This window comes from Saccharopolyspora sp. NPDC049357 (genome assembly GCF_040677225.1).
Taxonomy (GTDB): Bacteria; Actinomycetota; Actinomycetes; order Mycobacteriales; family Pseudonocardiaceae; genus Saccharopolyspora.
Map to the genome: position 1 here is coordinate 1 of NZ_JBFAQJ010000036.1, position 22488 is coordinate 22488.

Annotated in this window: 23 protein-coding genes; 8 read left to right on the top strand and 15 right to left on the bottom strand. The window is 70.7% G+C overall.

The features are described 5' to 3' along the window. Nucleotides 1-109: 109 nt before the first annotated feature. From AB0J91_RS25010 to AB0J91_RS25055, 10 genes are all read right to left on the bottom strand, one after another. Entirely contained in the window at nt 110-1447 is a 1338-nt protein-coding gene (locus tag AB0J91_RS25010; protein ID WP_363873215.1) for an MFS transporter, read from the bottom strand. A gap of 29 nt (nt 1448-1476) precedes the next feature. Continuing rightward, nucleotides 1477-2949: a mannitol dehydrogenase family protein gene (locus AB0J91_RS25015; RefSeq protein WP_363873218.1), complete on the bottom strand. Its 1473-nt coding sequence runs from the start codon at nt 2947-2949 to the stop codon at nt 1477-1479. A gap of 10 nt (nt 2950-2959) precedes the next feature. Further along, the gene (locus AB0J91_RS25020) at nt 2960-3946 is read right to left on the bottom strand and encodes a LacI family DNA-binding transcriptional regulator (protein WP_363873221.1); all 987 of its coding nucleotides are present in this window, start codon (nt 3944-3946) and stop codon (nt 2960-2962) included. Between the two features lie 371 nt (nt 3947-4317). Beyond that, entirely contained in the window at nt 4318-5613 is a 1296-nt protein-coding gene (locus AB0J91_RS25025; protein WP_363873224.1) for a hypothetical protein, read from the bottom strand. A 77-nt stretch (nt 5614-5690) separates the two neighbouring features. Then, complete coding sequence (locus AB0J91_RS25030; RefSeq protein ID WP_363873226.1) at nt 5691-6194, bottom strand: winged helix-turn-helix domain-containing protein; 504 nt, start codon at nt 6192-6194, stop codon at nt 5691-5693. Between the two features lie 182 nt (nt 6195-6376). Next, nucleotides 6377-6859: a DUF1992 domain-containing protein gene (locus tag AB0J91_RS25035; RefSeq protein WP_363873229.1), complete on the bottom strand. Its 483-nt coding sequence runs from the start codon at nt 6857-6859 to the stop codon at nt 6377-6379. A gap of 39 nt (nt 6860-6898) precedes the next feature. Further along, the gene (locus tag AB0J91_RS25040; protein WP_363873231.1) at nt 6899-7408 is read right to left on the bottom strand and encodes a DUF664 domain-containing protein; all 510 of its coding nucleotides are present in this window, start codon (nt 7406-7408) and stop codon (nt 6899-6901) included. 96 nt (nt 7409-7504) lie between these two features. Then, nucleotides 7505-8419 carry a ribonuclease Z gene (locus tag AB0J91_RS25045; RefSeq protein WP_363873234.1) on the bottom strand — a complete coding sequence of 305 codons (915 nt, stop codon included), beginning with the start codon at nt 8417-8419 and terminating at the stop codon, nt 7505-7507. A 43-nt stretch (nt 8420-8462) separates the two neighbouring features. After that, the gene (locus tag AB0J91_RS25050) at nt 8463-10100 is read right to left on the bottom strand and encodes a ubiquinol-cytochrome c reductase cytochrome b subunit (RefSeq protein ID WP_363873237.1); all 1638 of its coding nucleotides are present in this window, start codon (nt 10098-10100) and stop codon (nt 8463-8465) included. 80 nt (nt 10101-10180) lie between these two features. Next, nucleotides 10181-10366, bottom strand: coding sequence for a hypothetical protein (locus tag AB0J91_RS25055; RefSeq protein WP_363788585.1), 186 nt, complete (start codon nt 10364-10366; stop codon nt 10181-10183). A 235-nt stretch (nt 10367-10601) separates the two neighbouring features. Between AB0J91_RS25055 and AB0J91_RS25060 the strand changes: the two genes are divergently transcribed. Next, nucleotides 10602-11723, top strand: coding sequence for a VIT1/CCC1 transporter family protein (locus AB0J91_RS25060; protein WP_363873240.1), 1122 nt, complete (start codon nt 10602-10604; stop codon nt 11721-11723). Between the two features lie 43 nt (nt 11724-11766). Here AB0J91_RS25060 and AB0J91_RS25065 read toward each other — a convergent pair whose 3' ends face one another. Beyond that, nucleotides 11767-12750, bottom strand: a complete 984-nt coding sequence (locus tag AB0J91_RS25065; protein WP_363873242.1) for an aldo/keto reductase — start codon at nt 12748-12750, stop codon at nt 11767-11769. 83 nt (nt 12751-12833) lie between these two features. Further along, complete coding sequence (locus AB0J91_RS25070) at nt 12834-13145, bottom strand: GNAT family N-acetyltransferase (protein ID WP_363873245.1); 312 nt, start codon at nt 13143-13145, stop codon at nt 12834-12836. Nucleotides 13146-13220: 75 nt separating this feature from the next. Here AB0J91_RS25070 and AB0J91_RS25075 point away from each other — a divergent pair, with 75 nt between their 5' ends. Continuing rightward, nucleotides 13221-14213, top strand: a complete 993-nt coding sequence (locus AB0J91_RS25075) for a pirin family protein (RefSeq protein WP_363873248.1) — start codon at nt 13221-13223, stop codon at nt 14211-14213. A 72-nt stretch (nt 14214-14285) separates the two neighbouring features. After that, complete coding sequence (locus AB0J91_RS25080; protein WP_363873251.1) at nt 14286-15290, top strand: NADP-dependent oxidoreductase; 1005 nt, start codon at nt 14286-14288, stop codon at nt 15288-15290. Between the two features lie 5 nt (nt 15291-15295). Here the strand turns inward: AB0J91_RS25080 and AB0J91_RS25085 are convergent, their stop codons facing one another. Continuing rightward, nucleotides 15296-16096, bottom strand: a complete 801-nt coding sequence (locus tag AB0J91_RS25085; protein ID WP_363873253.1) for an NAD(P)H-binding protein — start codon at nt 16094-16096, stop codon at nt 15296-15298. A gap of 56 nt (nt 16097-16152) precedes the next feature. Then, nucleotides 16153-16683, bottom strand: coding sequence for a hypothetical protein (locus tag AB0J91_RS25090; protein WP_363873256.1), 531 nt, complete (start codon nt 16681-16683; stop codon nt 16153-16155). A gap of 306 nt (nt 16684-16989) precedes the next feature. Between AB0J91_RS25090 and AB0J91_RS25095 the strand changes: the two genes are divergently transcribed. Next, nucleotides 16990-18156 carry a fumarylacetoacetate hydrolase family protein gene (locus AB0J91_RS25095; protein ID WP_363873258.1) on the top strand — a complete coding sequence of 389 codons (1167 nt, stop codon included), beginning with the start codon at nt 16990-16992 and terminating at the stop codon, nt 18154-18156. A gap of 58 nt (nt 18157-18214) precedes the next feature. On the opposite strand, the gene AB0J91_RS25100 is transcribed toward AB0J91_RS25095, so the two are convergent. Further along, nucleotides 18215-18373 carry a hypothetical protein gene (locus tag AB0J91_RS25100; protein WP_165943868.1) on the bottom strand — a complete coding sequence of 53 codons (159 nt, stop codon included), beginning with the start codon at nt 18371-18373 and terminating at the stop codon, nt 18215-18217. Between the two features lie 216 nt (nt 18374-18589). On the opposite strand from AB0J91_RS25100, the gene AB0J91_RS25105 reads away from it, so the two are divergent. From AB0J91_RS25105 to AB0J91_RS25120, 4 genes are all read left to right on the top strand, one after another. Further along, entirely contained in the window at nt 18590-18994 is a 405-nt protein-coding gene (locus tag AB0J91_RS25105; protein ID WP_363788572.1) for a DUF5313 family protein, read from the top strand. A gap of 134 nt (nt 18995-19128) precedes the next feature. After that, complete coding sequence (locus tag AB0J91_RS25110) at nt 19129-19971, top strand: nitrilase-related carbon-nitrogen hydrolase (protein WP_363873261.1); 843 nt, start codon at nt 19129-19131, stop codon at nt 19969-19971. An 11-nt stretch (nt 19972-19982) separates the two neighbouring features. Continuing rightward, nucleotides 19983-21377 (top strand): dihydropyrimidinase, encoded by a 1395-nt coding sequence (hydA, locus tag AB0J91_RS25115; protein ID WP_363873264.1) that lies wholly within the window; start codon nt 19983-19985, stop codon nt 21375-21377. A gap of 11 nt (nt 21378-21388) precedes the next feature. Next, nucleotides 21389-22390, top strand: coding sequence for a TIGR03842 family LLM class F420-dependent oxidoreductase (locus tag AB0J91_RS25120; RefSeq protein WP_363873267.1), 1002 nt, complete (start codon nt 21389-21391; stop codon nt 22388-22390). Nucleotides 22391-22488: the final 98 nt, after the last annotated feature.

Consider the following 22488-nt stretch of genomic DNA (forward strand, 5'->3'; position numbering starts at 1 on the left):
GCGCCAGGTGACCTCGCTGCCCTGGGGAGACGTGGCGACCGCCTACCGCAGCACCGGCATCGGCACGATCACGAGGTCACGTGGCCGATGCCCGCTCCGGGTGGAGAGCTCAGGCCGCGTCGTGGGCGACGTTGAGGTCGCGGTCCTTGGTCTCCGGTGCGACGAGGGAGGCGATGAAGCTGATAGCCATGATCACCATCATGTAGATCGCGACCGGGACCCACGATCCGCCGAACGCGGCCATCAGGCCCGCGCAGATCAGCGGCGCGACGCCGCCGCCGACGACCGAGGAGAACTCGCGGCCCAGCGCCACGCCCGCGTAGCGGTAGCGGTTGCCGAACAGCTCCGGGAAGTAGCTCATCTGCACGCCGACCGATCCGTGGCAGGCCAGGATGAACCCGAGCACGATCGCCACCGTGATCGCCACCGGTGAGCCGGTGTTGAGCGCGATGAACGTCGGCACCGGCAGCAGCACCAGCGCGCCCATGATGGTGGAGTAGACGCTCTTGCGACCGACCACATCGGACAGCGCGCCGAACCCGAACGCGGCGATGCCACCGCAGATCGCGCCCAGCAGCAGCACCTTCGGCACGAACGCCTTGTCCACCCCGACCGTGGAGACCAGGTAGGAGGCCATGAACACCTGGTAGGTGTAGGACTGGGCGTTGGAACCGACGTTGAGGAAGAACGCCAGCAGCAGCGGCTTGCGACCCTTGCTGAACGTCTCGGCCACCGGTGCCTTCGTCTCGCCGACCTGCTCCTTGAGCTCCTGGAACACCGGGCTCTCGTTGAGCTTGCGCCGGATGACCAGCGCGGCGATCGTCACCAGCAGGCTGCTGCCGAACACCAGCCGCCAGCCCCAGCTCATCAAGGCGTCCTCGGGCAGCGACTGCGCGAGGATCCACGCGACCGCACCGAGCGCGGTGCCCAGCGCGGCACCGGTCATCACCAGCGACGCCAGCGCACCGCGCTTGCCCCGCCCAGCGGTCTCGGTGAGCAGCGTGGCGCCACCGGCCTGCTCGGCACCGGCACCCATGCCCTGGAAGAACCGGCACGCGACCAGCAGGACCGGCGCTAAGAGCCCCACCTGCGAATAGGTGGGCAGCAGGCCGATGGCCAGCGTGGACCCGCCCATCAGCAGCAGCGTGGCCACCAGGACCCACTTGCGGCCCAGTCGGTCACCGAAGCGGGAGAAGATCAGCCCGCCCAGCGGCCGCGCGGCGAAACCGACGGCGTAGGCGCTGAAGGAGGCCAGGATCCCGGCGACCGGCGAGATGTTCGGGAAGAACAGCTTGCTGAAGATCAGCGCCGACGCGGTGCCGTAGATGACGAAGTCGTACTGCTCCAGCGTCGTGCCGATCAGCCCGGCCCACGCCGCGCGCCGCACGGCCTTGCGGTCCGGAGGGGCTTCGGTGGTGTCCGCAGTGGAACTTCTTTGTTCGCTCATGGGTCCACGCAATCTTCTCGTGCGGTCCGTTATCCGTCGGCTTGCAGTGCTTCTTCGGTCGCCGCGGCGACCCCGTGGGTGCTGAGCACGTCGACGAGCTCGGCGACCCGCGTCTGGAACTCCTGGTGCGCGGCGATTTCGTCGCCCAGCAGTCCGTCGCGCAGTGCGGCGGCGACGAACTCGCGCGTGCCGGAGGCGTTCGCGCGCGCGGTGCGCAGCGCCTCGGCGGCCGGGTCGACCATCGCCGCGGTGTGCTCGGTGGTCTCCGGCGCGGTGGTGCAGCGCAGGTAGGCGGCCACGCTCAGCGCGAGGTGCTGCGGCACCCGGCCGGCCTTGAGGTGCAGCGCGGCGGGTTCCGGGACGCGCTGGGCGAGCTTGGTCGAGCCGTCGGAGCCGACCTGCCGCGTGCGGTGGCCCAGCGCGCTGTTGCTCCAGCGCGTGAACAGCTGGGCGGAGTAGTCCTCGAAGTCGATGTCGGCGGGCATCGTCAGCGTCGGCAGGTAGTCGGCGCGCATCAGCCGCCGCGCGGCTTCGGCGATGTGCGGCCGGGCGGTGGCCTCGGCGATCAGGTCGCAGCCGTCGAGCGCGCCCAGGTAGGCGATCAGCGAGTGCGTGCCGTTGAGCAGCCGCAGCTTCATCAGCTCGTAGGGCTCGACGTCGTCGGTGAAGGTGACGCCGCCGTGCTCCCAGGCCGGACGGCCCGCGGCGAAGTGGTCCTCCAGCACCCACATGCTGAACGGTTCGGCGGGCACCGGGGCCTCGTCGCGCAGTCCGAGCCGGTCGGCGACGGCCCGGCGGTAGGTGTCGGTGGTCGCCGGCACGATCCGGTCGACCATCCCGTTCGGGAAGCTGACCGAGCCGCGCAGGTAGGCGAGCAGGTCGTCGCGCTCGGCGGCGGGCAGGGCCTCGGCGAACTCGCGCACCAGGCGTGCGGTGAGCTCGCCGTTGCCGGTGAGGTTGTCGCAGCTGAGGATCGCCACCGGCGAGGCGTGCGTGGCGGCGCGGCGCTGGAGCGCGCGCGCCAGCCGGCCGATCGTGGTGCGCGGTGCGCCACCGGCCAGGTCGGCCCGGATTCCCGGGTCGTCGAGGTCGAGGGACTTGGTGCGCGGCGAGTAGCTGTAGCCCTTCTCGGTGATCGTCAGCGTGACGATGCGGGTCTCGTGCGCCGACAGCGCGTCCAGGACCGCGTCCGGCTGCTGCGCGGCGACCAGCACGTCGCTGTGCACGGCCGGGACGCCGATCTCGGTGCGCTCCGGGGAGATCTCCACGACCCCGTAGCGCATGTCCTGCTCGCGCATGGCCTGGGCGGTGGCCGCCGAGGAGTTGGCCACGCCGACGATCGCCCACGGCCCTTCGGTGTGCTCCAGCGCGCGGGCGGTGTGCACGGCCTGGTGCGCGCGGTGGAAGTTGCCGAGTCCCAGGTGGACGATGCCCGGCGCGCCCAGCGAGCGGTGGTGCTGCAGGGCGGAGACGGGCGTGGTGGACGCGTTGAGTCGTTGCATGGCGAACCAATCAGGCGGGCCGACGGGCGGGGGGAGCGGTCGAGTCGCGCACGACCAGGTGCGCGGGCAGCAGGTGCTTGCGCGGCGGCGGGCGATGTCCGCCGAGGATCGGGCCGAGCAGCTCCATGCTCAGCGTTCCCGCCTTGGACCACGGGATGGAGATGCTGGTCAGCGACGGGCGGGAGACCTCGGTGAGCGCCACGTCGTCGATGCCGATGACGCTGAGCCCTTCGGGGACCTGCACCCCCAGCGCGCGAGCACCCTTGATCACGCCGAAGGCGACCAGGTCGTTGTGGGTGATGACCGCTGAGGCTCCGGTGGCCAGCACGCTGGCCGCCACGGCCGTTCCGGCGGCGACGGTTTCGGCGTGCCAGTCCAGCACGTGCAGCGAGAGGCCGGCCTCGGCGGCGAGGGCTTCGACGAGCCGCACGCGGCGGGGGCTGGACCAGGAGTGCGTGGAGCCGGAGACGAACGCGATGCTCCCGTGGCCCAGCGCGGCGAGGTAGTCGACGGCCTGGCGCAGGCCGTCACCGGCGTCGGCGAGCACGCAGTCGACGGCGTCGTGCTCCTGGTTGATCAGCACTGACGGCGTCGACCCGCACAGCTCGACGAGTTCGTCGGCGGGCAACCGCGACGAGCACAGGACGATGGCCGAGACCTGGCTGCGCAGGTGCGCGATGGCCTCGCGTTCGCGCTCCGGGTCGCGGTCGGTGTCGTGGAGGACCAGGGTGTGCCTGCGCCGCCGTCCTTCGCCCTGCGCCGCCTTGACCAGCGTGCCGTAGACGGGATTGGCGATGTCGGGCACGACCATCGCCACCGTGGAACCGGCGACCTGCCCCTCCGGCGGTTTGGTGGTCTGGTAGCCGAGTTCCTGGGCCGCGTCGAGGACCTTGCGCAAGGTGCCCGGGCCGAGCCGCTGCGGGTCGCTGAAGGCGCGCGAGGCCGTGGACAGCGCGACGTCGGCTCGTTTCGCCACGTCGGTCAAGGTCGGCGCCATCGCCCCTCCGCTCCGTCGCACCCCGGCGGTGCGCCGGGCAGAAGAGATATTGACCAAACTTGCGCAAGCTTGTCAACCTCTTGCCGAACTCACCCGCCCAGAGCGCGGGGACGGTTGACCGACGGCATCGCCGCGATCAACCGCCGTTCTCACGGTCGAGCGGTGCGTCTGGGTCCTGTTGAGGAATGCGGCGGTAGCCGCTGTTTCAGGTGCGGGACTCAGCTCGCACCGCCGCGGGTTCTGAGGTGGTCCTCCTGTGAGGACGTGTCGACGTGGTGTATTGGCATACATGAGTCGACGCGCCCGGAGCAGGAGGACTGCCTCAGGTTCCGCTACCCGCACCGCCAAGCAGAGTGATTCCTAAACACCTCTTAGTCGAGGGCGGTGCCTGACTGGCCCAGGGCTTCGCCGACGCGGAGCCGGTAGAGGCGGGTCGGTCGGCCGCGCCGGGTGGGTTGTGCGCTGCCCTCGGACGTGACCAGTTCGGCGGTGCCGAGCTTGCGGATCAGCCGCCTCCCGCTCGGATCGGTGATGCCGAGCAAGGTGGCCAGCTCGCTGGGCGAGACCGCCCGCCCGCGCAGCTCGCGTTCCAGCGAGACCAGGCGGGACAGCGTCGTCGGGCTCAACCCGACCTCGCGGGCCATCCGCTCCAGCTCGGCGCTGTGGTCCCGGTAGGCGAACTCGGTGCGCCGTCCGGCACCTCCGATCGGACCGATGATGACGCCGCTGTCCTGGATGACGAACCCGCAGGAGTGCGGCTCGGCCTCGGCGCGCACCGCCGCGCGCTCGGCGAGCGCGATCCCGGCCCGCACCGAAGCGCCCAGCCCGAAACCGGCGGCGATGCGCACGTCCATGCTGCGTTCGGCCTGCTGCAAGCCCGGAACCACCTGCCAGCCCGCCGTCGCGCCTTCCAGCAACGCCTTGTGGGCGAACAGGACCAGTCCGCGCTTGCCGCGGTTCTCCACCCACGAGCCGGCCAATTGCGGGTCCTGCAGCAGGATTTCACGCAACCCCGCCCGCGCGCGTTCGACGTCCTCACCGTCGCGGACCTGGAAGACCCCGGCGGCGAAACGACGATCCTCGGCCTGACCGGCCCTCACCCGCAGCAGCAGGTCCTGCAGTTCGGCGCGCACGGATGCCGCCAGCAGGTCGGTGTCGACCACCGGTGCCTCGGCGCGCAGCGCCTCGGCCACCTCCAGGCGCGGGGTGATCACCACGCCGCCGTTGCGCAACGCCGCGCGGTGGTGGGCCAGGATCTCCGCGATCGGCTGATCGGTGGCGTAGGGGAGCGCGGAGTGGCGGACGCCGAGCGTGGTGGCGACCTCCTGGATCACGTGGTGGTCGAAGGTGTCGATGCTGGCCCTGCGGTGCTCGGGGTAGTCGTTGCGCATCCTGGCGACCGCCAGCGCCAGCTCCAGCGAGCTCGGTCGCGTCACCGCCACCGGGAGCTCCTCGGGTACCTGACCGCGCACGGCCTCGTAGGAACGCGGGCCGATGAGCAGCCCGTTCACCCCAGGCGAGGTGAGCAGTTCCCGCAGCCCGTCCCCGGCCTGGGCGGGCTCCCCGCAGACGGCCCAGCGCAGGGTGACGCCGGAGACGGTGCTCGCTGCCTGGCGGAAGACCTCCTGGTGCCGCGCGTGCACCAGGACGCCGATCACCACGGTCATGTCCCACCCTGGATTCAGTTCGCCGACGAAACTTCACCAGGATTGCGCGATCGCTGTTCGCGGTCAACGCGATCTGTCTAGTCGGTGATGATTCGGATGCGCTCGGCGTGATCGAGCCGATATCCGACGCCGCGCACCGTGGTGATGAGATCCATCTCGGGGCCGAGCTTGTTGCGGAGCCGGCGGACGTGGACGTCGACGGTGCGCGTGCGGGGTTCGCTGGAGAAGTCCCACACCGCCGCCAGCAGCGTGTTGCGGTGGTGCACCCGGCCGGGGTTGCGGGCCAGGAACAGCAGCAGGTCGAACTCCAGCCGGGTGAAGCGGATGTGGGTGCCGTCCGGGCGGACGATCTGCCTGCCGGCCACCAGGATTCGCAGCTTCGGCGATTCCACCGGCGTGGCGTCCACCGTGGACTGCGCCGGGATCGCTTCGCGCAGCTCGGCGTTGCGGGTCAGGATCCTCTCCAGCAGGCCCAGGTCTTCGCGGGTGACCACGAATCGGGCGGTCACTTCGACGAGACCGGCGTCCTCCGGGGCGAAGTCGGCTGTTGTCGGGTCCAGCGTCATGGCACGTTTCTCCATCGCTGCGGGGTGTGAACGGACGGGAGCGGAAGAGCTCAACCGCGCGGACACGCAGCGGAGGCGACCCACAGCAGGTCGATGTGCGCACGCTGCACGAGCAGCGGTCCGGAGGCCATGCCACAAGATGGAAGCAGTTCCCACTGTTCTGGTCAAAGCGCTCCCGCGCAGTGGGAACGCACAGGTCAGCGGCGGAACCACCGGCGCTTGCGAGGAGCGTCGCGCCGTTGGGCGGGCGGGGCCGGAGTTTCGCGCGGCCCCGGGGCGGGCCGCTGGGACCGCCACCGCTCGACCAGCGCGTCCACGTCGACCGGAGCCACCGCCACCTGCGGGCCCGCGGGGAAGCGCAGGTGCTCCACGATGCGCCGGTTGAGCTCGCCCGCAGCGTCGCGCACGGCCTGCTCGGTGGTCAGGTCGGCCACGGTCTCCGGCAGGTTCTCGACCTCGCGCCGCAACCTCAGGGGAGTGGGCAGCAGCGCATCACCGGAGAGGCCCTCGCGGCGGATCTGCTCCTTGATCCACCACTGCTCCTCCAGCGGAGCACCGGCACCCGGCAGCGGCTTGCCCGCCCCGGGCAGGTCGTCGAAGTCACCGCGTTCCTGGGCGGTGCGGATCTGCCGGTCCACCCACGACTCGAACGTGACCCCGGGAGGCTTGCGTTCGCTCATGCCGCGATTGTCCGGCATCGGCGCAGCGGATCGCCACGGTCACCGGGTGCGGCGCAGGAACCCGTTGAGCAGCGCGGCCTGGCCGGCGTGCTGCAGGTCGTCGGCGATCACGCTCACCAAGCGCACGCCCAGGGTGACCGGCGGGGACCAGCTGGCGTCGATGATCTCGTCCAGGTCGGCGTCGTCGAGGCCGGTGACGAACCGCAGCGTCTGCTCGTGCACCGCGTCGTAGTAGCCGGTCAGCAGCTCGCCGGTGGCGCGCACCGACTCGACCTGGTCCGAGTCGTGGCCGTAGCCGGTGTCCTCCTCGTCCAGCGGCAGCGCGAACCGCGCGGCCCAGTTCTGCACCAGCCACACCTGCTCGGTCTCGGCGACGTCGGCGATGTGGTCGTCCTGCACCCGCGCCAGGTGCCACAGCAGCCAGGCGATCGAATTGGACTCGGGGTCGATGCGCTGCGCCAGCGCCTCCTCGTCGAGACCGGCGACCGATTCGTGCACCGCTCCCTGAATCCGGCTGAACGCATCGACGAGCACATCGGCGCTGGTCATCCGGTCCCGCTCCTCACATCCGGCGGCAAACGCTTGCGCACACCGTACGGCGCACCACCGCCACCGGCAGCGGATCCAGAACGGCGTGTTGCGGTGTCAGCGGCGCGGCGGGACCGGGATGCGGTCGAGATCGGACGCGACGACGATCGTGCCGTCGAAGACCGCCGCCGCCTCGTCGTGGAAGCGGCGCGGGTCGGTGTAGCGCTGCGAGAAGTGGGTCAGCACCAGGCACCGGACCCCGCAGTCCGCGGCGACCCGGCCGGCCTGCGCGGCGGTCAGGTGCCGGTACCGATCGGCGAGGTCGGCGTCCTGGTCGAGGAAGGTCGATTCGATGACCAGCATGTCCGCGTCGTCGGCCAGCTCGAACACGCCGTCGCAGAGGCGGGTGTCCATCACGAACGCGAACCGCTGCCCCGCGCGTTGCTCGCTGACCTCCGCCAGCTCCACGGTCCGGTCGGCGACCCGCACCGATCCCTCCCGCTGGAGCCTGCCGATGTCGGGTCCGCGCACGCCCAGCCGCGCCAGCGCGTCCGGCAGCATGCGGCGGCCGTCGGGTTCTTCGAGCCGGTAGCCGAAGACCTCGATGCGGTGTTCCAGCCGCACCGCCCGCAACGATCCGAACGGGCCTCGCGCGATCGTGCCGTCGCCGGTGATCGGGTGCTCGTCGAGCTGGACCGAGTCGTCGTAGGCCGCCGCGTAGCGCAGGTGGCCGAAGAACTTCGCGCCCGACGCCGGGTAGTGCGCGTGCACCGCGCCGCGAACCCGGTCGCTCGACATCCGGTGCACCACCCCGGGCACCCCCAGGCAGTGATCACCGTGGAAGTGCGTGATGCACAGGTGGTCGACGTCGTTGGCGCTGACGCCGGCGAAGGTCATCTGCCGCTGCGTGCCCTCTCCCGGGTCGAACAGCAGCCCCAGACCGTCCCAGCGCAGCAGGTAGCCGTTGTGGTTGCGGGTGCGGGTCGGCGCCTGGCTTGCGGTGCCGAGCACGACGAGTTCCCGGTTGGACACGTCGAGCACCCTATGCGCCGGATCGGCTCGCGCGGACCGGGCCTCAGTCTTCGGGCGGGCGTGGTCGACCGGATTTCACCTGCGATTCCTCGTCCTGTTCCTGCGCGGACTCCAGCGCCCGGGTCTCCTCGGGCGGGTCGGGCCGCAGCAGGCTGCCGGGGACGGAGTGCCCCGCCGCGCCGAGCTTGTTCATCTTCTTGGGCACCGGGGCGCCCTGGTAGTCCAGCGGTCGAGGGTGGCCGTGCTCGTCGACCGGGCCGAGCGGCTGGTGCACCTCGATGAACTCGCCGTGCGGGAGCCGCTTGACGATGCCGGTCTCCACGCCGTGCTCCAGCACCTCGCGGTCGCCGCGCTGCAACCCGATGCAGATCCGGTAGGTGATGTAGTAGGCCAGCGGTGGGAGCACCAGCACCCCGATGCGTCCGGCCCAGGTCGTCATGTTCAGCGACAGGTGGAACACGAAGGCGACGATGTCGTTCATCCCGGAGATGAGCACGACGACGAAGAACGCGATCGCCATCATGCCCAGCGAGGTGCGGACCGGGTTGTCGCGCGGGCGCTGCAGCAGGTTGTGGTGCGCGTCGTCGCCGCTCAGCTTGCGCTCCAGCATCGGGTACATCGCGGCGACGGTGAACACCAGCCCCATGCCCAGGATCAGCGGGAAGAACGGGGAACCGATGGTGAACGGCCCGAGGTAGAGCTCCCACGGCGGCCACAACCGGCCCATCCCGTCGGTCCACATCATGTACCAGTCGGGCTGGGAGGCGGAGGAGACCTGCGACGCGACGTAGGGGCCGAAGTTCCAGATGGAGTTGATCTGGAAGATGCCGCTCATGATCGCCAGCACGCCGGTGACGATGAGGAAGAACGCGGCCGACTTCGCCGCGAACACCGGCATGATCCGCACACCCACCACGTTGGACTCGGTGCGCTTGGGCCCCGGGTACTGGGTGTGCTTCTGGTACCACACGATCGCCAGGTGGGCCGCGACGAGCGCGAGGATGATCCCGGGCAGCAGGAACACGTGGAACAGGTAGAAGCGCGGGATGATCTCGGTACCGGGGAACTCCGAGCCGAACAGCAGCCAGTGCAGCCACGTGCCGATGACCGGGATGGACAGCAGGATGCCGGAGGCGATCCGGAGGCCGGTGCCGGAGAGCAGGTCGTCGGGCAGCGAGTAGCCGATGAAGCCCTCGAACATGCCCAGCACGAACAGGCTGACGCCGATGAGCCAGTTGGTCTCGCGCGGGCGTCGGAACGCTCCGGTGAAGAAGATCCGGAACATGTGCGCCACGATCGCGGCCATGAAGATCAGCGCGGCCCAGTGGTGCAGCTGCCGGGCGAACATCCCGCCCCGGACCTCGAAGGAGATGTCGAGCGTGCTCTCGAACGCCCGGGACATCTGGACGCCGCGGAGGTTGGTGAACCGGCCGTCGTAGGTCACCTCGGCCATCGACGGGTCGAAGAAGTACGCGAGGTAGGTGCCGGTCAGCAGCAGGACGATGAAGCTGTAGAGGGCGATCTCGCCGAGCAGGAAACCCCAGTTGGTGGGGAAGACCTTGTTGAGCTGGCGCCTCATCCCCGGTGCCGCGCGGAATCGCTTGTCCAGCTCGTCGGCTCCCTCGGCCATCGAGCGGGACAGCTTGCTCTCGGGCTTCGTCGGCTGGGTCAGCTTGCTCATGTCGACCCCAGGTGTCCCGGATTCACGACATTGCCGACCCAGACTACTGCCTCCGGCGGTGCTGAGCAGCCGAGTTCGTGCTACTTGGGCTGGAACAGCGCCTGGAAGAAGGTGGTCAGCGAGCTCACGACGGTGGTCACCGCGCCGATGATGGTGGTGACCGCGTTGCGGACCGCCTCAGCGGCCGAGACGGGGTCGCGCACGAGCAGGGAGCCGCACACCAGCACCACGACGATCACGATCACGGTCACGGCTTTGGGGTTCATGCGATCAGCCTCCGTCGGTCCGCCCGGCGCCGCAGGAACCCTACCTTGCACCACCCGCCCCAGCCGTCACGCGACGGGGTCACGCGTGTCACGGAACGGATGTGCCGCAGCCGCGCAGGTGTCCTCACCCGGGTTGGCACGCGGGTGGAGTGGGCCGGGTTGGGCCGCCCGTCGCCGGAAGGGGTGAGCGGCGAGTCGAGTGGTGACCGCGTGTCGGCGCTGGGAGGCTGCACGCGTGCAGGACAAGATCAATGACGGCCGTTCGATCCGGCGCTGGCGGCGCCGGCTCGCCGACGAGCGCGAGGAGGCCCGCGTCTACCGGAGCCTGGCCGCTCGCCGCAGCGGCGAGGAGCGGGAGATCCTGCTCGACCTCGCCGAAGCCGAGGAGCGCCACGCCCGCTACTGGGAGGACCTGCTCGGCGACGAGATCGGCCCGCAGCGGCGCGGGCAGGTCCGGATGCGCGTCCTGGTGGCCCTGGCGCGCCGCTTCGGCTCGGTGTTCGTCCTGGCCCTGGCCCAGCGCGCCGAAAGCCGCTCGCCGTACCACTACGACCAGGACGTGCCGGCTTCGATGGCGGCCGACGAGCGCATCCACGAGGAGGTCGTGCGCGCCCTGGCCGCGCGCGGCCGCGCCCGGGTGTCGGGATCGTTCCGCGCGGCGGTCTTCGGCGCCAACGACGGTCTGGTCAGCAACCTCGCGCTGGTCCTGGGCGTGATCGGCGGAAACCTGTCGTCCGAGGTCGTGCTGCTGACCGGGTTCGCGGGTCTGCTGGCGGGAGCCCTGTCGATGGGTGCCGGCGAATACATCTCGGTCCGCTCCCAGCGCGAGCTCCTCGCCGCGGCCGCTCCGGACCCGCAAGCCCGCGCGGTCGTCCCGCACCTCGACGTCGACGCCAACGAGCTCGCCCTCGTCTACCGGGCCAGGGGCATGGACGAGGCCGAGGCGCAGCGCCGCGCCGACGCCCTGCTGCGGCAGCTGCGGTCGACGCTGCCGCACGTCCACCAGGAATCCGACGACGCCCCCGAGACCAGCCTGCGCGCGGAGGCGTCGGCGGAGGCCGCGGACGACCACGAGGTGGTCGGGTCGGGTGTGAAGGCAGCGGTGTCGAGCTTCGTGTTCTTCGCCTCCGGTGCGCTGATCCCGGTCCTGCCCTTCGCCGTCGGCCTGACCGGGCCGGTGGCGATCGTGACCTCGGTCGTGCTGGTGGGGCTCGCGCTGATGCTCACCGGCGCCACGGTCGGCGTTCTGTCCGGAGCCGCCCCGCTGCCCCGGGCGCTGCGGCAATTGGCCATCGGCCTGGGGGCCGCGGCGGTCACCTACCTGCTCGGCGTTCTGTTCGGAGCCACCGTCGGCTGATCGGCGCCGGTGCCGTGGACGGTGGCGCCCGGGGCTGAGGTGGTCAGCGGTCCAGGCGGGACATCCCGTCCGGGTGGTAGCGCTCGCCCGCGGCGGTGCCGGGCGGGAACCGCTCGGACAGCTCCGCGACGAGCTCCGGGCTGAGGCTGACGTGGGCCGCCTGGACGTTGGCCTCGACGCGGGCGATCCGGCGGCTGCCCGGGATCGGCAGGACGTCCTCGCCCTGAGCCAGCAGCCACGCCAGCGCCAGTTGCGCCGGGGTGATCCCGAGGCGGTCCGCGTGCTCGCGCAGCGGCCGGGTCAGCTCGATGTTGCGCTGCAGGCTCTCCTCCTGGAACCGCGGGTAGCGCTTCTTGCGGACCTCCAGGTTCTCCACGTCGGAGGCGCTGGTGAACGAGCCGGTGAGCACCCCGCGTCCCAGCGGCGAGTAGGCCACCAGGCTCACGCCGAGCTCGCGGGTCGCCGGCAGCAGCTCGGCCTCCGGGTCGCGGGTGAACAGCGAGTACTCCTGCTGCACCGCGGTGATCGGGTGGACCTGGTGCGCGCGGCGCAGCGTCGCGGCGCTGATCTCCGAGAGCCCGATGTGGCCGATCTTGCCCTCGGCGACCAGCTCGGCCATCGCTCCGACGGTGTCCTCGATGGGCGTGGTGCGGTCCAGCCGGTGCAGGTAGTAGAGGTCGATGTGGTCGGTGCCCAGCCGGGACAGGCTGGCGTCCACGGCCTGCCGGACGTACTCGGGCTTTCCGCCGCCGGTCTCCTTGTTGGCGCCGAACTTGGTGGCCAGCACGACTTCGTCGCGGCGTTCGGCGAGCAGCCCGCTGATGAGCTGCTCGTTGTGGCCGTCGCCGTAGACGTCGGCGGTGTCGAGGAAGTTCACCCCGAGGTCGAGCAGGTCGTTGAGCAGCTTCGCCGATTCGGCGTCGTCGGCGGTGCCGTAGACGCCGGACAGGCCCATCGCGCCGTAGCCGATGGCGCTGACCTCGGGACCGTTGCGGCCGAGTCGGCGACGTGGGGGAGTGTCGGGCACGGATCGACTCCTGATCGCGTAGGGGGTGGTCGTGGCCAGCCTAGCCCCGGTAGTTAGCAGGGCTCACAATCTGGGACGTGGTGTCACAGCTCGAAGCCGGCGCGGCGCTCGGCGGGGACCAGGTCGACGTAGTCGGGGTGCTTGGCGATCCAGCCGCGCACGTACGGGCAGAACGGCAGCACCGCCAGCCCGCGCCCCCGAGCCTCGTCCAGCGCGGCGCGCACCAGCCGGCTCGCCAGGCCCTGACCGCTGAAGCCGTCGTCGATCTCGGTGTGGGTGAACGAGATCTGCCCGGTCTTGAGCTTGTACTCGGCGAAGCCCGCCAGCTCCCCGCCGACGTGGATCTCGAACCGGTCGGCGTCGGGGTTGTCCGTGATCGCGGGCTCGGTGCTCACCGCGGCTCTCCCGTCGTTGGATGATGTTTCAACGATGATTGTGCATGCTCGGGCCCGCTGGAGGAGGCTGAGGACGTGAGCAATGTCGAGAACGAACCCGACGAGCTGCGCTGCGGAGGCGTGACCACCGCTGCTCCAGAACCCGAACTGCTGCGACCGCGCGAGGTTCCGCTCGGCGGTCCGCGCGCGATGCTGGTCGGCCGGACGCTGCCCAACCGCGACCGGCGGATGGTCGGCGCCTGGTGCTTCGCCGACTTCTACGGTCCGGCGGACATCTCAGGTCAGGCCGGGATGCAGGTGCCGCCGCACCCGCACACCGGTCTGCAAACCGTCAGCTGGCTGCTCGACGGGCAGGTCCTGCACCGCGACAGCCTCGGCAACACCCAGCTCGTCGAGCCGGGTCAGCTGAACCTGATGACCGCGGGCCGAGGCATCTCGCACTCCGAGGAGTCCCCGGCGGATCACTCGGCGGTCCTGCACGGCGTGCAGCTGTGGGTCGCGCTGCCCGCCGACGAGCGGGGAGTGGACCCGCACTTCGAGCACCACGGCGACCTGCCGGTGATCGCCACCCCGGAGGGCTCGGTGGTGGTGCTGATGGGCTCGCTGCTCGGCGCGGCCTCCCCGGCCAAGACCTACACCCCGCTGGTCGGCGCGGAACTGGCCATCAATCCTGGTGCGACCATGCGCATCCCGGTCGAGCGGGACTTCGAGCACGCGGTGCTGGCGCTGTCGGACCTGGTGGTCGACGGCCGGGAGGTGCGCACCGGCGACATGCTCTACGTGGGGCGGGGCGGCGGCGACGTGACGATCGAGACAGCAGGCCCCGGTCGGGCGATGTTGCTCGGCGGCGTGCCTTTCGAGGAGGAGATCGTCATGTGGTGGAACTTCGTCGGCCGCACCCACGACGAGGTCGCACAGGCCAGGGCCGAGTGGGAGAACGGGCGCGAAACCACCGACGAGCGAGGGCGTTTCGGTGTCGTGCGCGGATACCCGGAGCCCGCGCTGGCCGCGCCGGAGCTGCCCAACGCGGCGTTGCGGGCGCGCGGCCGCGTCCGAGATCGATCGTGATCGTCCCCCGGCGACCGGCCGGTGCCGCCGCGTAGAGTCCGGGGAAAGTGTTCTGGTGAAAGGAGCAGTTGAATGAGCAAGGGCCTGGAGATCCGCCTCGCGTCCCGCCCGCAGGGGTTGCCGACGATGGACAACTTCGACTTCGTCGAGGTGGAGGCTCCGCAGCCGGGCGCCGGGGAAGTGCTGGTCCGCAACCTGGTCATGAGCGTCGACCCGTACATGCGGGGCCGGATGAACGAGGGCAAGTCCTACGTGCCGCCCTTCGAGGTCGGCGAGGCGCTCCAGGGCGGTGCCGTCGGTGAGGTCGTGAGCAGCAACGCCGAGGGCTACCAGCCCGGCGACCTGGTGCTGCACATGCTGGGCTGGCGCGACTACGCGGTCGTACCCGTCAAGCACGCCACGAAGGTCGACGCGAACGTGGCGCCGCCGAGCGCCTACCTCTACGTGCTCGGCATGCCCGGCATGACCGCCTACGCGGGTCTCGTCGAGGTCGCCGAGCAGAAGGAGGGCGACGTCGTGTTCGTCTCCGGCGCGGCGGGCGCGGTCGGCTCGCTGGCCGGCCAGATCGCCAAGCTGCGCGGCGCCAAGAAGGTCATCGGCAGCGCCGGTTCCCCGGAGAAGGTCAAGTACCTGCTCGACGAGGTCGGCTTCGACGCGGCGTTCGACTACCACGACGGACCCGTCCGCAAGCAGCTCGAGGAGGCCGCGCCGGAGGGCATCGACGTGTACTTCGACAACGTCGGCGGTGAGCACCTCGAGGCCGCGATCTCGGCGTTCAACGACTTCGGCCGCGCCGCCGAGTGCGGGATGATCTCGCAGTACAACAACGAGACCCCGCAGCCCGGCCCGCGCAACATGATGATGATCGTGCAGAAGCGCCTGAAGCTGCGCGGCTTCATCGTCGGGGATCACGCCCACCTCAAGGAGGCGTTCGTCAGCGAGGTCGGCGGTTGGCTGGCCGAGGGCAAGATCAACTACCGCGAGACGGTCGTGGAGGGTCTGCGCAACGCTCCCGACGCGTTCCTGGGCCTGATGCGCGGTGACAACACCGGCAAGATGCTGGTGAAGATCGCCTGATCAGCTCACTGGGCGGGGTGGTTGCGCAGCCACTCCGCCCAGGTGGTCCGGCCGCGCCGGTCGTTCGGGCACGTCCAGTCCGACGCGATGCGCCGAAGGCGTTTGGGGGCGGGAAGGTTGAGCACGCGCGGCTTCGTCCCGCGCGCCTCGCGCCAGGCCGTCAGCGCCTGCTTCAGCGTGAGCACCTCGGGGCCCCCGAAGTCCGGACGCCGTCCCGATGGCCCCTCGGTCACGCATCCCGCGAGGTGGTCGGCGAAATCGCGCTCGTCGACCGGCTGAGTGAGCAGCTCGCCCGGCAGCGGGATGGCGGGAAGTCGAGCGGCGCGACCGAACATCCGGTCCAGCAGCCAGTGGAACTGGGTGGCTCGCGCGATCGACCACGGCACGTCCGAGACGCTGACCAGTTCCTCCGCGGTGTGCTTGAGCCGCAGGTAGGGCAGCGCCGGTCGGTCGATGCCGACGATCGAGACGTAGACCAGGTGGCCGACGCCCGCGGCCGTGGCGGCTTCGATCAGCCGCGAGGTGCCGTCGACGTCGACGTCCGGTGGGCTGCGCCAGAAGTCCACCGGCAGCAGGTATCCGCGCTGCGCCCCCGGTGACCAGGTGGCCGCGTGCACCACGGTGCTCGCCCCGGCGACGAGCTCCTCGACGCCCGCGCCGGTGGCCAGGTCCCCGGGCACCCATTCGACGTCGGTGTCCGTGCCCGGGTGGCGGGTGAGCACCCGAACCCGGTGCGTCGGCTTGAGCAGGCGAACCAGTTGACGTCCCAGATGACCGGTGCCACCGGTGATCGCGACCGTTTCCATGGGCCGGCACCTCCTGGGATCACGATCCCACTGGTGCGCGGCCTCCGCGAGCGGCGTCAGCTCCCCAGCAGCGGACCGGCGAGACCGTCGACGACGCCCCCGACCAGCGGCAGCAGGCCCGGCTTCGGCTCCGACGGCGTGCTGGGCTGCGTCGGCTCCGAGGGCTGGCTCGGCTCGGAAGGCTGGGTCGGTTGGGAGGTCTGGGCGGGCTCCGAGGTCGGGGCGGGTGCGGAGGTCCGCGTCGGCTCCGAGGTCGCCGACGGGGTGCTCGTCGGTTCGGTCGTGGTCGACGGCGCGGAGTTGCGCGCGGTGGTCTCCTCGGGAGCCTCCGAGGGCGGCAGAGCGGTCTGCTGCCCCGCCATCGCCGGTGCGGTCGGTGCCGGCGGCGGCATGATCGGGACGACCGGGGGAGTGCCGGGCTGGGGCAGCATCAGCTGCGGGAGGTACTGCCGGGACGGCGCGGCGGCCTGGGCCCGCGCGGCGTTCTCCGGCTCCGGCATCGCGACCTCGTCCGCGCGCGTCTGCGAGTAGTGCGCGCTGGTGGCGGCGATGACGGCGAGCACCGCCGCGGTGGTGTACCCGAGCACCGGTGCGGTGTACCGCCACGCGGCGCCGCGCCGGTGGCGTCCTCGCCCGGATCGCGCCAACGACGACCTGCCCACTGCCACTCACCCCACTGCCGGTTGATCCATTCCGCCCAAAGACCATCACCCGAACGAGTGAGAGTCGATCGAACCTTACGTCACCATCGCGCCCGTTCGCCAGCACCGTCCTGATTCCTCCCGGACGCGGGACGAGCGCACCTCCCCACCGGATGGCGGGCGGGCGAGAAGAGGCGGGGCGCGCGGTGTTCGAGGCGCTATGTTGCGGTCGAGCCGAACGAGAGGTGCGACGTGAAGCTGCTCGACGACGTGCGTGAAGTGCTGCCCACCGACCGCGACGCGGCCACCCTGGTCGGCCGCGTGCACGACCCGCAGGAGGCCGGCCCGTCCGTGGTCGCCGTGCGCGGAGACGAGCTGGTCGACCTCAGCGACACGGTCCCGACGCTGACCGACCTGCTGGAGCACCGCGATCCCGTCGGGCTCGCCCGCGGCGCAGCGCCGCGCAAGAGCTGGCCGCTGGCCAGCGTGCTCGACGCGACGGTCGACGGCGGGCCGGGGCCGAGGTTGCTGGCGCCGGCAGATCTGCAGGTGCTCAAGGCGGCCGGGGTCACCTTCGTCAAGAGCATGCTGGAGCGGGTCATCGAGGAACGCGCCGCGGGCGACGTGACCCGTTCGGCGGAGATCCGCGAGCAGGTCGAGTCCGCGATCGGCGGCACCCTCGCCGCGATCCGGCCGGGCTCGGAGGAGGCCCGCGCGGTCAAGGAAGTGCTGGTGCGCGACGGACTCTGGTCGCAGTACCTGGAGGTCGGGCTCGGCCCGGACCCGGAGATCTTCACCAAGGCACCGTTGCTGGCGGCCGTGGGCGCGGGCGCGGAGATCGGCATCGCGGAGGGCTCGGACTGGAACAACCCGGAACCCGAGGTCGCGCTGGCGATCCGCAGCGACGGCCGGATCGTGGCCGCCACGCTGGGAAACGACGTCAACCTGCGCGACGTCGAGGGCCGCAGCGCCTTGCTGCTGCCCAAGGCCAAGGACAACAACGCCTCGGCATCCCTGGGCCCGTTCCTGCGCCTGTTCGACGACGGGTTCGGCCTCGACGACGTGCGGAACCTGGACGTGCGGCTGGAGGTGCGCGGTGAGGACGGGTTCGTCCTCGACGGGCACAGCTCGATGCGCGAGATCAGCCGAGACCCCGAGGAACTGGCCGCGTCCGCGCTGGGACCGCACCACCAGTACCCCGACGGGTTGATCCTCTACACCGGAACCCTCTTCGCCCCCACCGAGGATCGGGGAGCGCCCGGCAAGGGCTTCACCCACCAGGTCGGCGACGTGGTGCGGATTTCCACCCCGAAGCTCGGCACCCTCGCCAACCGGGTCAACCGCAGCGAGCGGTGTCCGCAGTGGACCTTCGGCGTGCGCTCCCTGCTCGCCAACCTGGTCCACCGCGGACTGCTCTGACCCCCTTCTGACCCCCGGAGAACTCCACCGGCCCGCGAGGTGGGCCGGTGGTCTTCGCTCAGTTGTGGTCGGACAGCCGCGCGCTGCGCTTCACCTGCGCGGCCACATCGCGGAGCCCCCGCCGGGTGCTCATCGACCCGGTGCCCTCCAGCGCGTCGGTGAACATCACGAACCCCAGAACCAGAACCAGCAGCATTGCCACGACGACGACGAACACTTTTCCTCCCCTTTCCGATTGCGGTATCGAGCTCCCGCAATCCCTCGTTACTACTGGGACGCGCTTCACCCGCCAGCGTGGCGTCAAATCACCCGAATGTGACGCAGATCGCTGTCGGTGGTCGCGTCATGTCGTCCGGCAACGCGTGCATAGGATCGGTTCGCGAGGGCCGAACGGACGGTCCCGAAGCACTGCGACGAGGACTAACCTGGAGCCATGGCGACCACCCCGCCCGCGCCGTCATCACGACCCAACCCGGCGCAATGGGTCTGGTACGCCTTCGGCGGCAAGCTGCCGGACCGGTGCGCCGAGTGGGTGCTGCACGACGTCACCTGCCGCACCTGGGTGTTGCGGCACCTCGCCCGCGCACTGACCCAGCTCGCCCCGTTCTGCGCCGTGCTGATGCTGCTGCCCGGTCCGATGTGGATCCGGTTGAGCTCGCTGGCCCTCGGTCTGCTGGTCGGGCTGTTCTACTCGGTCTGCTACATGGGCGAGACCGGCGAGCATCGCGCCATCAAGCACGGCTTCCCGCCCGGCGTCGCCCGCGACACCCGCACCCTGCGCCGCGACGTCGACCGCGCCAACAAGCACGGCGTCGGCTACCGCCCCTGGTGGGAGTGACGCGGTTCCTCCCGTGAGCGCAGTGCGTCACCGTGAGTGATCGCGCGGTCATTGCGGGTGTTCACCAGGGGGCCTACGTTCGGTTTCATCCGCCCGAGATCCGGCGGTCAGTCCGAGCGGGAGGGGCCTCCTCGATGCCCAACGTCGTTCGCGCAGCACTCGTGCAGGCCAAGTGGACCGGTGACACCGCGAGCATGGTCGACGCGCACGAGCAGCACGCCAGAGCCGCAGCCGCGCAGGGCGCGCGGATCATCGGCTTCCAGGAAGTGTTCAACGCGCCCTACTTCTGCCAGGTCCAGGAGGACGAGCACCACCGCTGGGCGGAGGCGGTGCCCGACGGCCCGACCGTGCGGCGCATGTGCGCGCTCGCCCTCGAGCTGTCGATGGTCGTCGTCGTGCCGGTCTTCGAGGTCGACGGGCCCGGCTTCCGCTACAACACCGCCGCGGTGATCGACGCGGACGGCACCTACCTCGGCAAGTACCGCAAGCACCACCTGCCGCACCTGCCCGGGTTCTGGGAGAAGTTCTACTTCCGGCCCGGCAACCTCGGCTGGCCGGTCTTCGACACCGCGATCGGACGCGTCGGGGTCTACATCTGCTACGACCGGCACTTCCCGGAGGGCTGGCGAGCGCTGGGCCTGGCGGGCGCCCAGATCGTCTACAACCCGTCGGCCACCAGCCGGGGCCTGTCGTCCTACCTGTGGAAGCTCGAACAACCCGCGGCAGCCGTGGCCAACGAGTACTTCGTCGCCGCCATCAACCGCGTCGGCGTGGAGGAGTACGGCGACAACGACTTCTACGGCACCAGCTACTTCGTCGACCCCTACGGCCAGTTCGTCGGTGACCCCGCCAGCGACACCGACGAAGAACTGCTGGTCCGCGACCTCGACCTGGACGTCGTCGAGGAGGTCCGCCGCAAGTGGGCCTTCTACCGCGACCGCCGCCCCGACGCCTACGGCCCGCTGACCCAGCCCTGAGGGAGCCCGCGATGCGCAGAACCGTCATCCGCGGTGGTCTGGTGATCACCGCGACCGAGGAGATCGAAGCCGACGTCCTGGTCGAGGACGACACGATCGCCGCCATCACCGCACCCGGCGTGGCGCGGGACTGGACCGCCGACGCGGTGTTCGACGCCACCGGCCACTACGTCATCCCCGGCGGTGTGGACGCCCACACGCACATGGAGATGCCCTTCGGCGGCACCTACGCCGCCGACACCTTCGAGACCGGCACCCGCGCCGCGGCGTGGGGCGGCACGACCACCATCATCGACTTCGCCATCCAGCCCGTCGGCCGCACGCTGCGCGAAGGCGTGGAAGCGTGGCACGCCAAGGCCGACGACAACTGCGCCATCGACTACGGCTTCCACGGCATCCTCTCCGACGTCGGCGACGGCGTGCTCAAGGAGATGGACGCGCTGGTGGGCGAAGGCATCACCAGCTTCAAGATGTTCATGGCCTACCCGGGCGTGTTCTACAGCGACGACGGGCAGATCCTGCGCGCCATGCAGCAGGCGGGCGAGAACGGCGCGCTGATCATGATGCACGCCGAGAACGGCATCGCCATCGACGTCCTGGTCCGCCAGGCGCTCGACGCCGGGCACACCGATCCGAAGTACCACGGTCGCGTCCGCCACCCTCTGCTGGAAGCCGAGGCCACGCACCGCGCCATCCAGCTGTCCAAAGTGGCCGGTTCACCGCTCTACGTGGTGCACGTGTCGGCGACCGAGGCGGTCGCCGAGATCACCAAGGCCCGCCACGAGGGTCACGCCGTCTTCGGCGAGACCTGCCCGCAGTACCTGTTCCTGACCGTCGACGACCTGGCCGCACCCGGGTTCGAAGGCGCCAAGTACGTCTGCTCCACGCCCCTGCGCCCGGCCGACCACCAGGCGTCGCTGTGGCGGGCGCTGCGCACCGACGACCTGTCGGTGGTCTCGACCGACCACTGCCCGTTCTGCTTCGCCGGCCAGAAGGAACTCGGGCGCGACGACTTCTCCAAGATCCCCAACGGCATCCCGGGCGTGGAGAACCGCCTCGACCTGCTGCACGACGCCGTGGTCGCGGGCCGGATCAGCCGCCGCCGGTGGGTCGAACTGGCCAGCACCGCCCCGGCTCGGATGTTCGGGCTGCACCCGCGCAAGGGCACCATCGCCCCGGGCGCCGACGCCGACCTCGTCATCTACGACCCCGGCGCCGAACAGGTGCTCTCGGCCGAGACCCACCACATGAACGTGGACTACAACGCCTACGAGGGCAGGCGGATCACGGGCCGGGTGCGCACGGTGCTGTCCCGGGGCGAGGCCATCGTGCACGACGGCGAGTACCACGGCCGGCCCGGCAGGGGCCGGTTCCTGCGCCGTGAACCCTGCGGATACCTGAGCTGAGGAGCGCGGCAATGGACTTCGGACTCGTGCTGCAGACCGACCCGCCCGCATCGGTGCTGGTCGACCGGATGCGGCAGGCGGAGGAAATGGGCTTCACCCACGGCTGGACGTTCGACTCCTGCGTGCTGTGGCAGGAGCCGTTCGTCATCTACAGCCAAATGCTCGCCGCCACCCGGCGGTTGCGAGTCGGAACGATGGTGACCAACCCCAGCACCCGGGACTGGACGGTGACCGCCTCGCTGTTCGCCACCCTCAACGACATGTTCGGACCGCGCACCATCTGCGGCATCGGCCGCGGTGATTCCGCGGTGCGCGTCACCGGCGGAAGACCCACCACCGTGGCCACTCTCGGCACGGCGATGGGGGTGATCAAGGACCTCGCCGAAGGTCGCGAGGCCGTGCTGAACGACACGCCGGTCCGGCTGCCGTGGGTCCGCGACGGGCGTCTGCCGGTGTGGATGGGCGCCTACGGGCCGAAGGCCCTGGAGCTGGTCGGGCGTCAGGCCGACGGGTTCATCCTGCAACTCGCCGACCCGTACCTGACCCGGTGGATGGTCGAGCACGTCCGCGACTCGGCAGAGCGGGCCGGACGAGATCCGGGGGAGGTCACGGTGTGCGTCGCGGCTCCGGCCTACGTCGGTGACGACCTCGCGCACGCGCGCGAGCAGTGCCGGTGGTTCGGCGGCATGGTCGGCAACCACGTCGCCGACCTCGTCTCCCGCTACGGCGACGCGGGGGAGGCCGTACCGGCCGCCCTCACCGACTACGTCAAGAACCGCGGCGGCCACTACGACTACACGCACCACGGCCGCGCGGGCAACCAGAGCACCGATTTCGTCCCGGACGAGATCGTCGATCGGTTCTGCCTGCTCGGACCGGTAGCCGCGCACCTGGACCGGCTCGCCGAACTCCGCGAGATCGGCGTGGACCAGTTCGCCGTCTACGCCATGCACGACGCGATCGACGACACCGTCCGCGCCTACGGCGAGGAGATCATCCCCGTGCTGGGCTGACCCGATCCGCGTGGTTGCCCGGCTGCGGCGGCAGTCACACGGGTACCGGTTTGTAGAGTTCCGCTCGATCTAGCGGTCCCGCGCTGCGGGTGGAACAG

Excerpts from the sequence above, each read along its gene's own strand:
- AB0J91_RS25080 (WP_363873251.1), top strand. The coding sequence starts at position 14,286 with ATGAGCAAGGGCCTGGAGATCCGCCTCGCGTCCCGCCCGCAGGGGTTG.
- AB0J91_RS25105 (WP_363788572.1), top strand. The coding sequence starts at position 18,590 with ATGGCGACCACCCCGCCCGCGCCGTCATCACGACCCAACCCGGCGCAA.
- AB0J91_RS25010 (WP_363873215.1), bottom strand. The coding sequence starts at position 1,447 with ATGAGCGAACAAAGAAGTTCCACTGCGGACACCACCGAAGCCCCTCCG.
- AB0J91_RS25110 (WP_363873261.1), top strand. The coding sequence starts at position 19,129 with ATGCCCAACGTCGTTCGCGCAGCACTCGTGCAGGCCAAGTGGACCGGT.
- AB0J91_RS25015 (WP_363873218.1), bottom strand. The coding sequence starts at position 2,949 with ATGCAACGACTCAACGCGTCCACCACGCCCGTCTCCGCCCTGCAGCAC.
- AB0J91_RS25085 (WP_363873253.1), bottom strand. The coding sequence starts at position 16,096 with ATGGAAACGGTCGCGATCACCGGTGGCACCGGTCATCTGGGACGTCAA.
- AB0J91_RS25120 (WP_363873267.1), top strand. The coding sequence starts at position 21,389 with ATGGACTTCGGACTCGTGCTGCAGACCGACCCGCCCGCATCGGTGCTG.
- AB0J91_RS25055 (WP_363788585.1), bottom strand. The coding sequence starts at position 10,366 with ATGAACCCCAAAGCCGTGACCGTGATCGTGATCGTCGTGGTGCTGGTG.
- hydA (WP_363873264.1), top strand. The coding sequence starts at position 19,983 with ATGCGCAGAACCGTCATCCGCGGTGGTCTGGTGATCACCGCGACCGAG.
- AB0J91_RS25040 (WP_363873231.1), bottom strand. The coding sequence starts at position 7,408 with ATGACCAGCGCCGATGTGCTCGTCGATGCGTTCAGCCGGATTCAGGGA.
- AB0J91_RS25035 (WP_363873229.1), bottom strand. The coding sequence starts at position 6,859 with ATGAGCGAACGCAAGCCTCCCGGGGTCACGTTCGAGTCGTGGGTGGAC.
- AB0J91_RS25030 (WP_363873226.1), bottom strand. The coding sequence starts at position 6,194 with ATGGAGAAACGTGCCATGACGCTGGACCCGACAACAGCCGACTTCGCC.
- AB0J91_RS25025 (WP_363873224.1), bottom strand. The coding sequence starts at position 5,613 with ATGACCGTGGTGATCGGCGTCCTGGTGCACGCGCGGCACCAGGAGGTC.
- AB0J91_RS25050 (WP_363873237.1), bottom strand. The coding sequence starts at position 10,100 with ATGAGCAAGCTGACCCAGCCGACGAAGCCCGAGAGCAAGCTGTCCCGC.
- AB0J91_RS25020 (WP_363873221.1), bottom strand. The coding sequence starts at position 3,946 with ATGGCGCCGACCTTGACCGACGTGGCGAAACGAGCCGACGTCGCGCTG.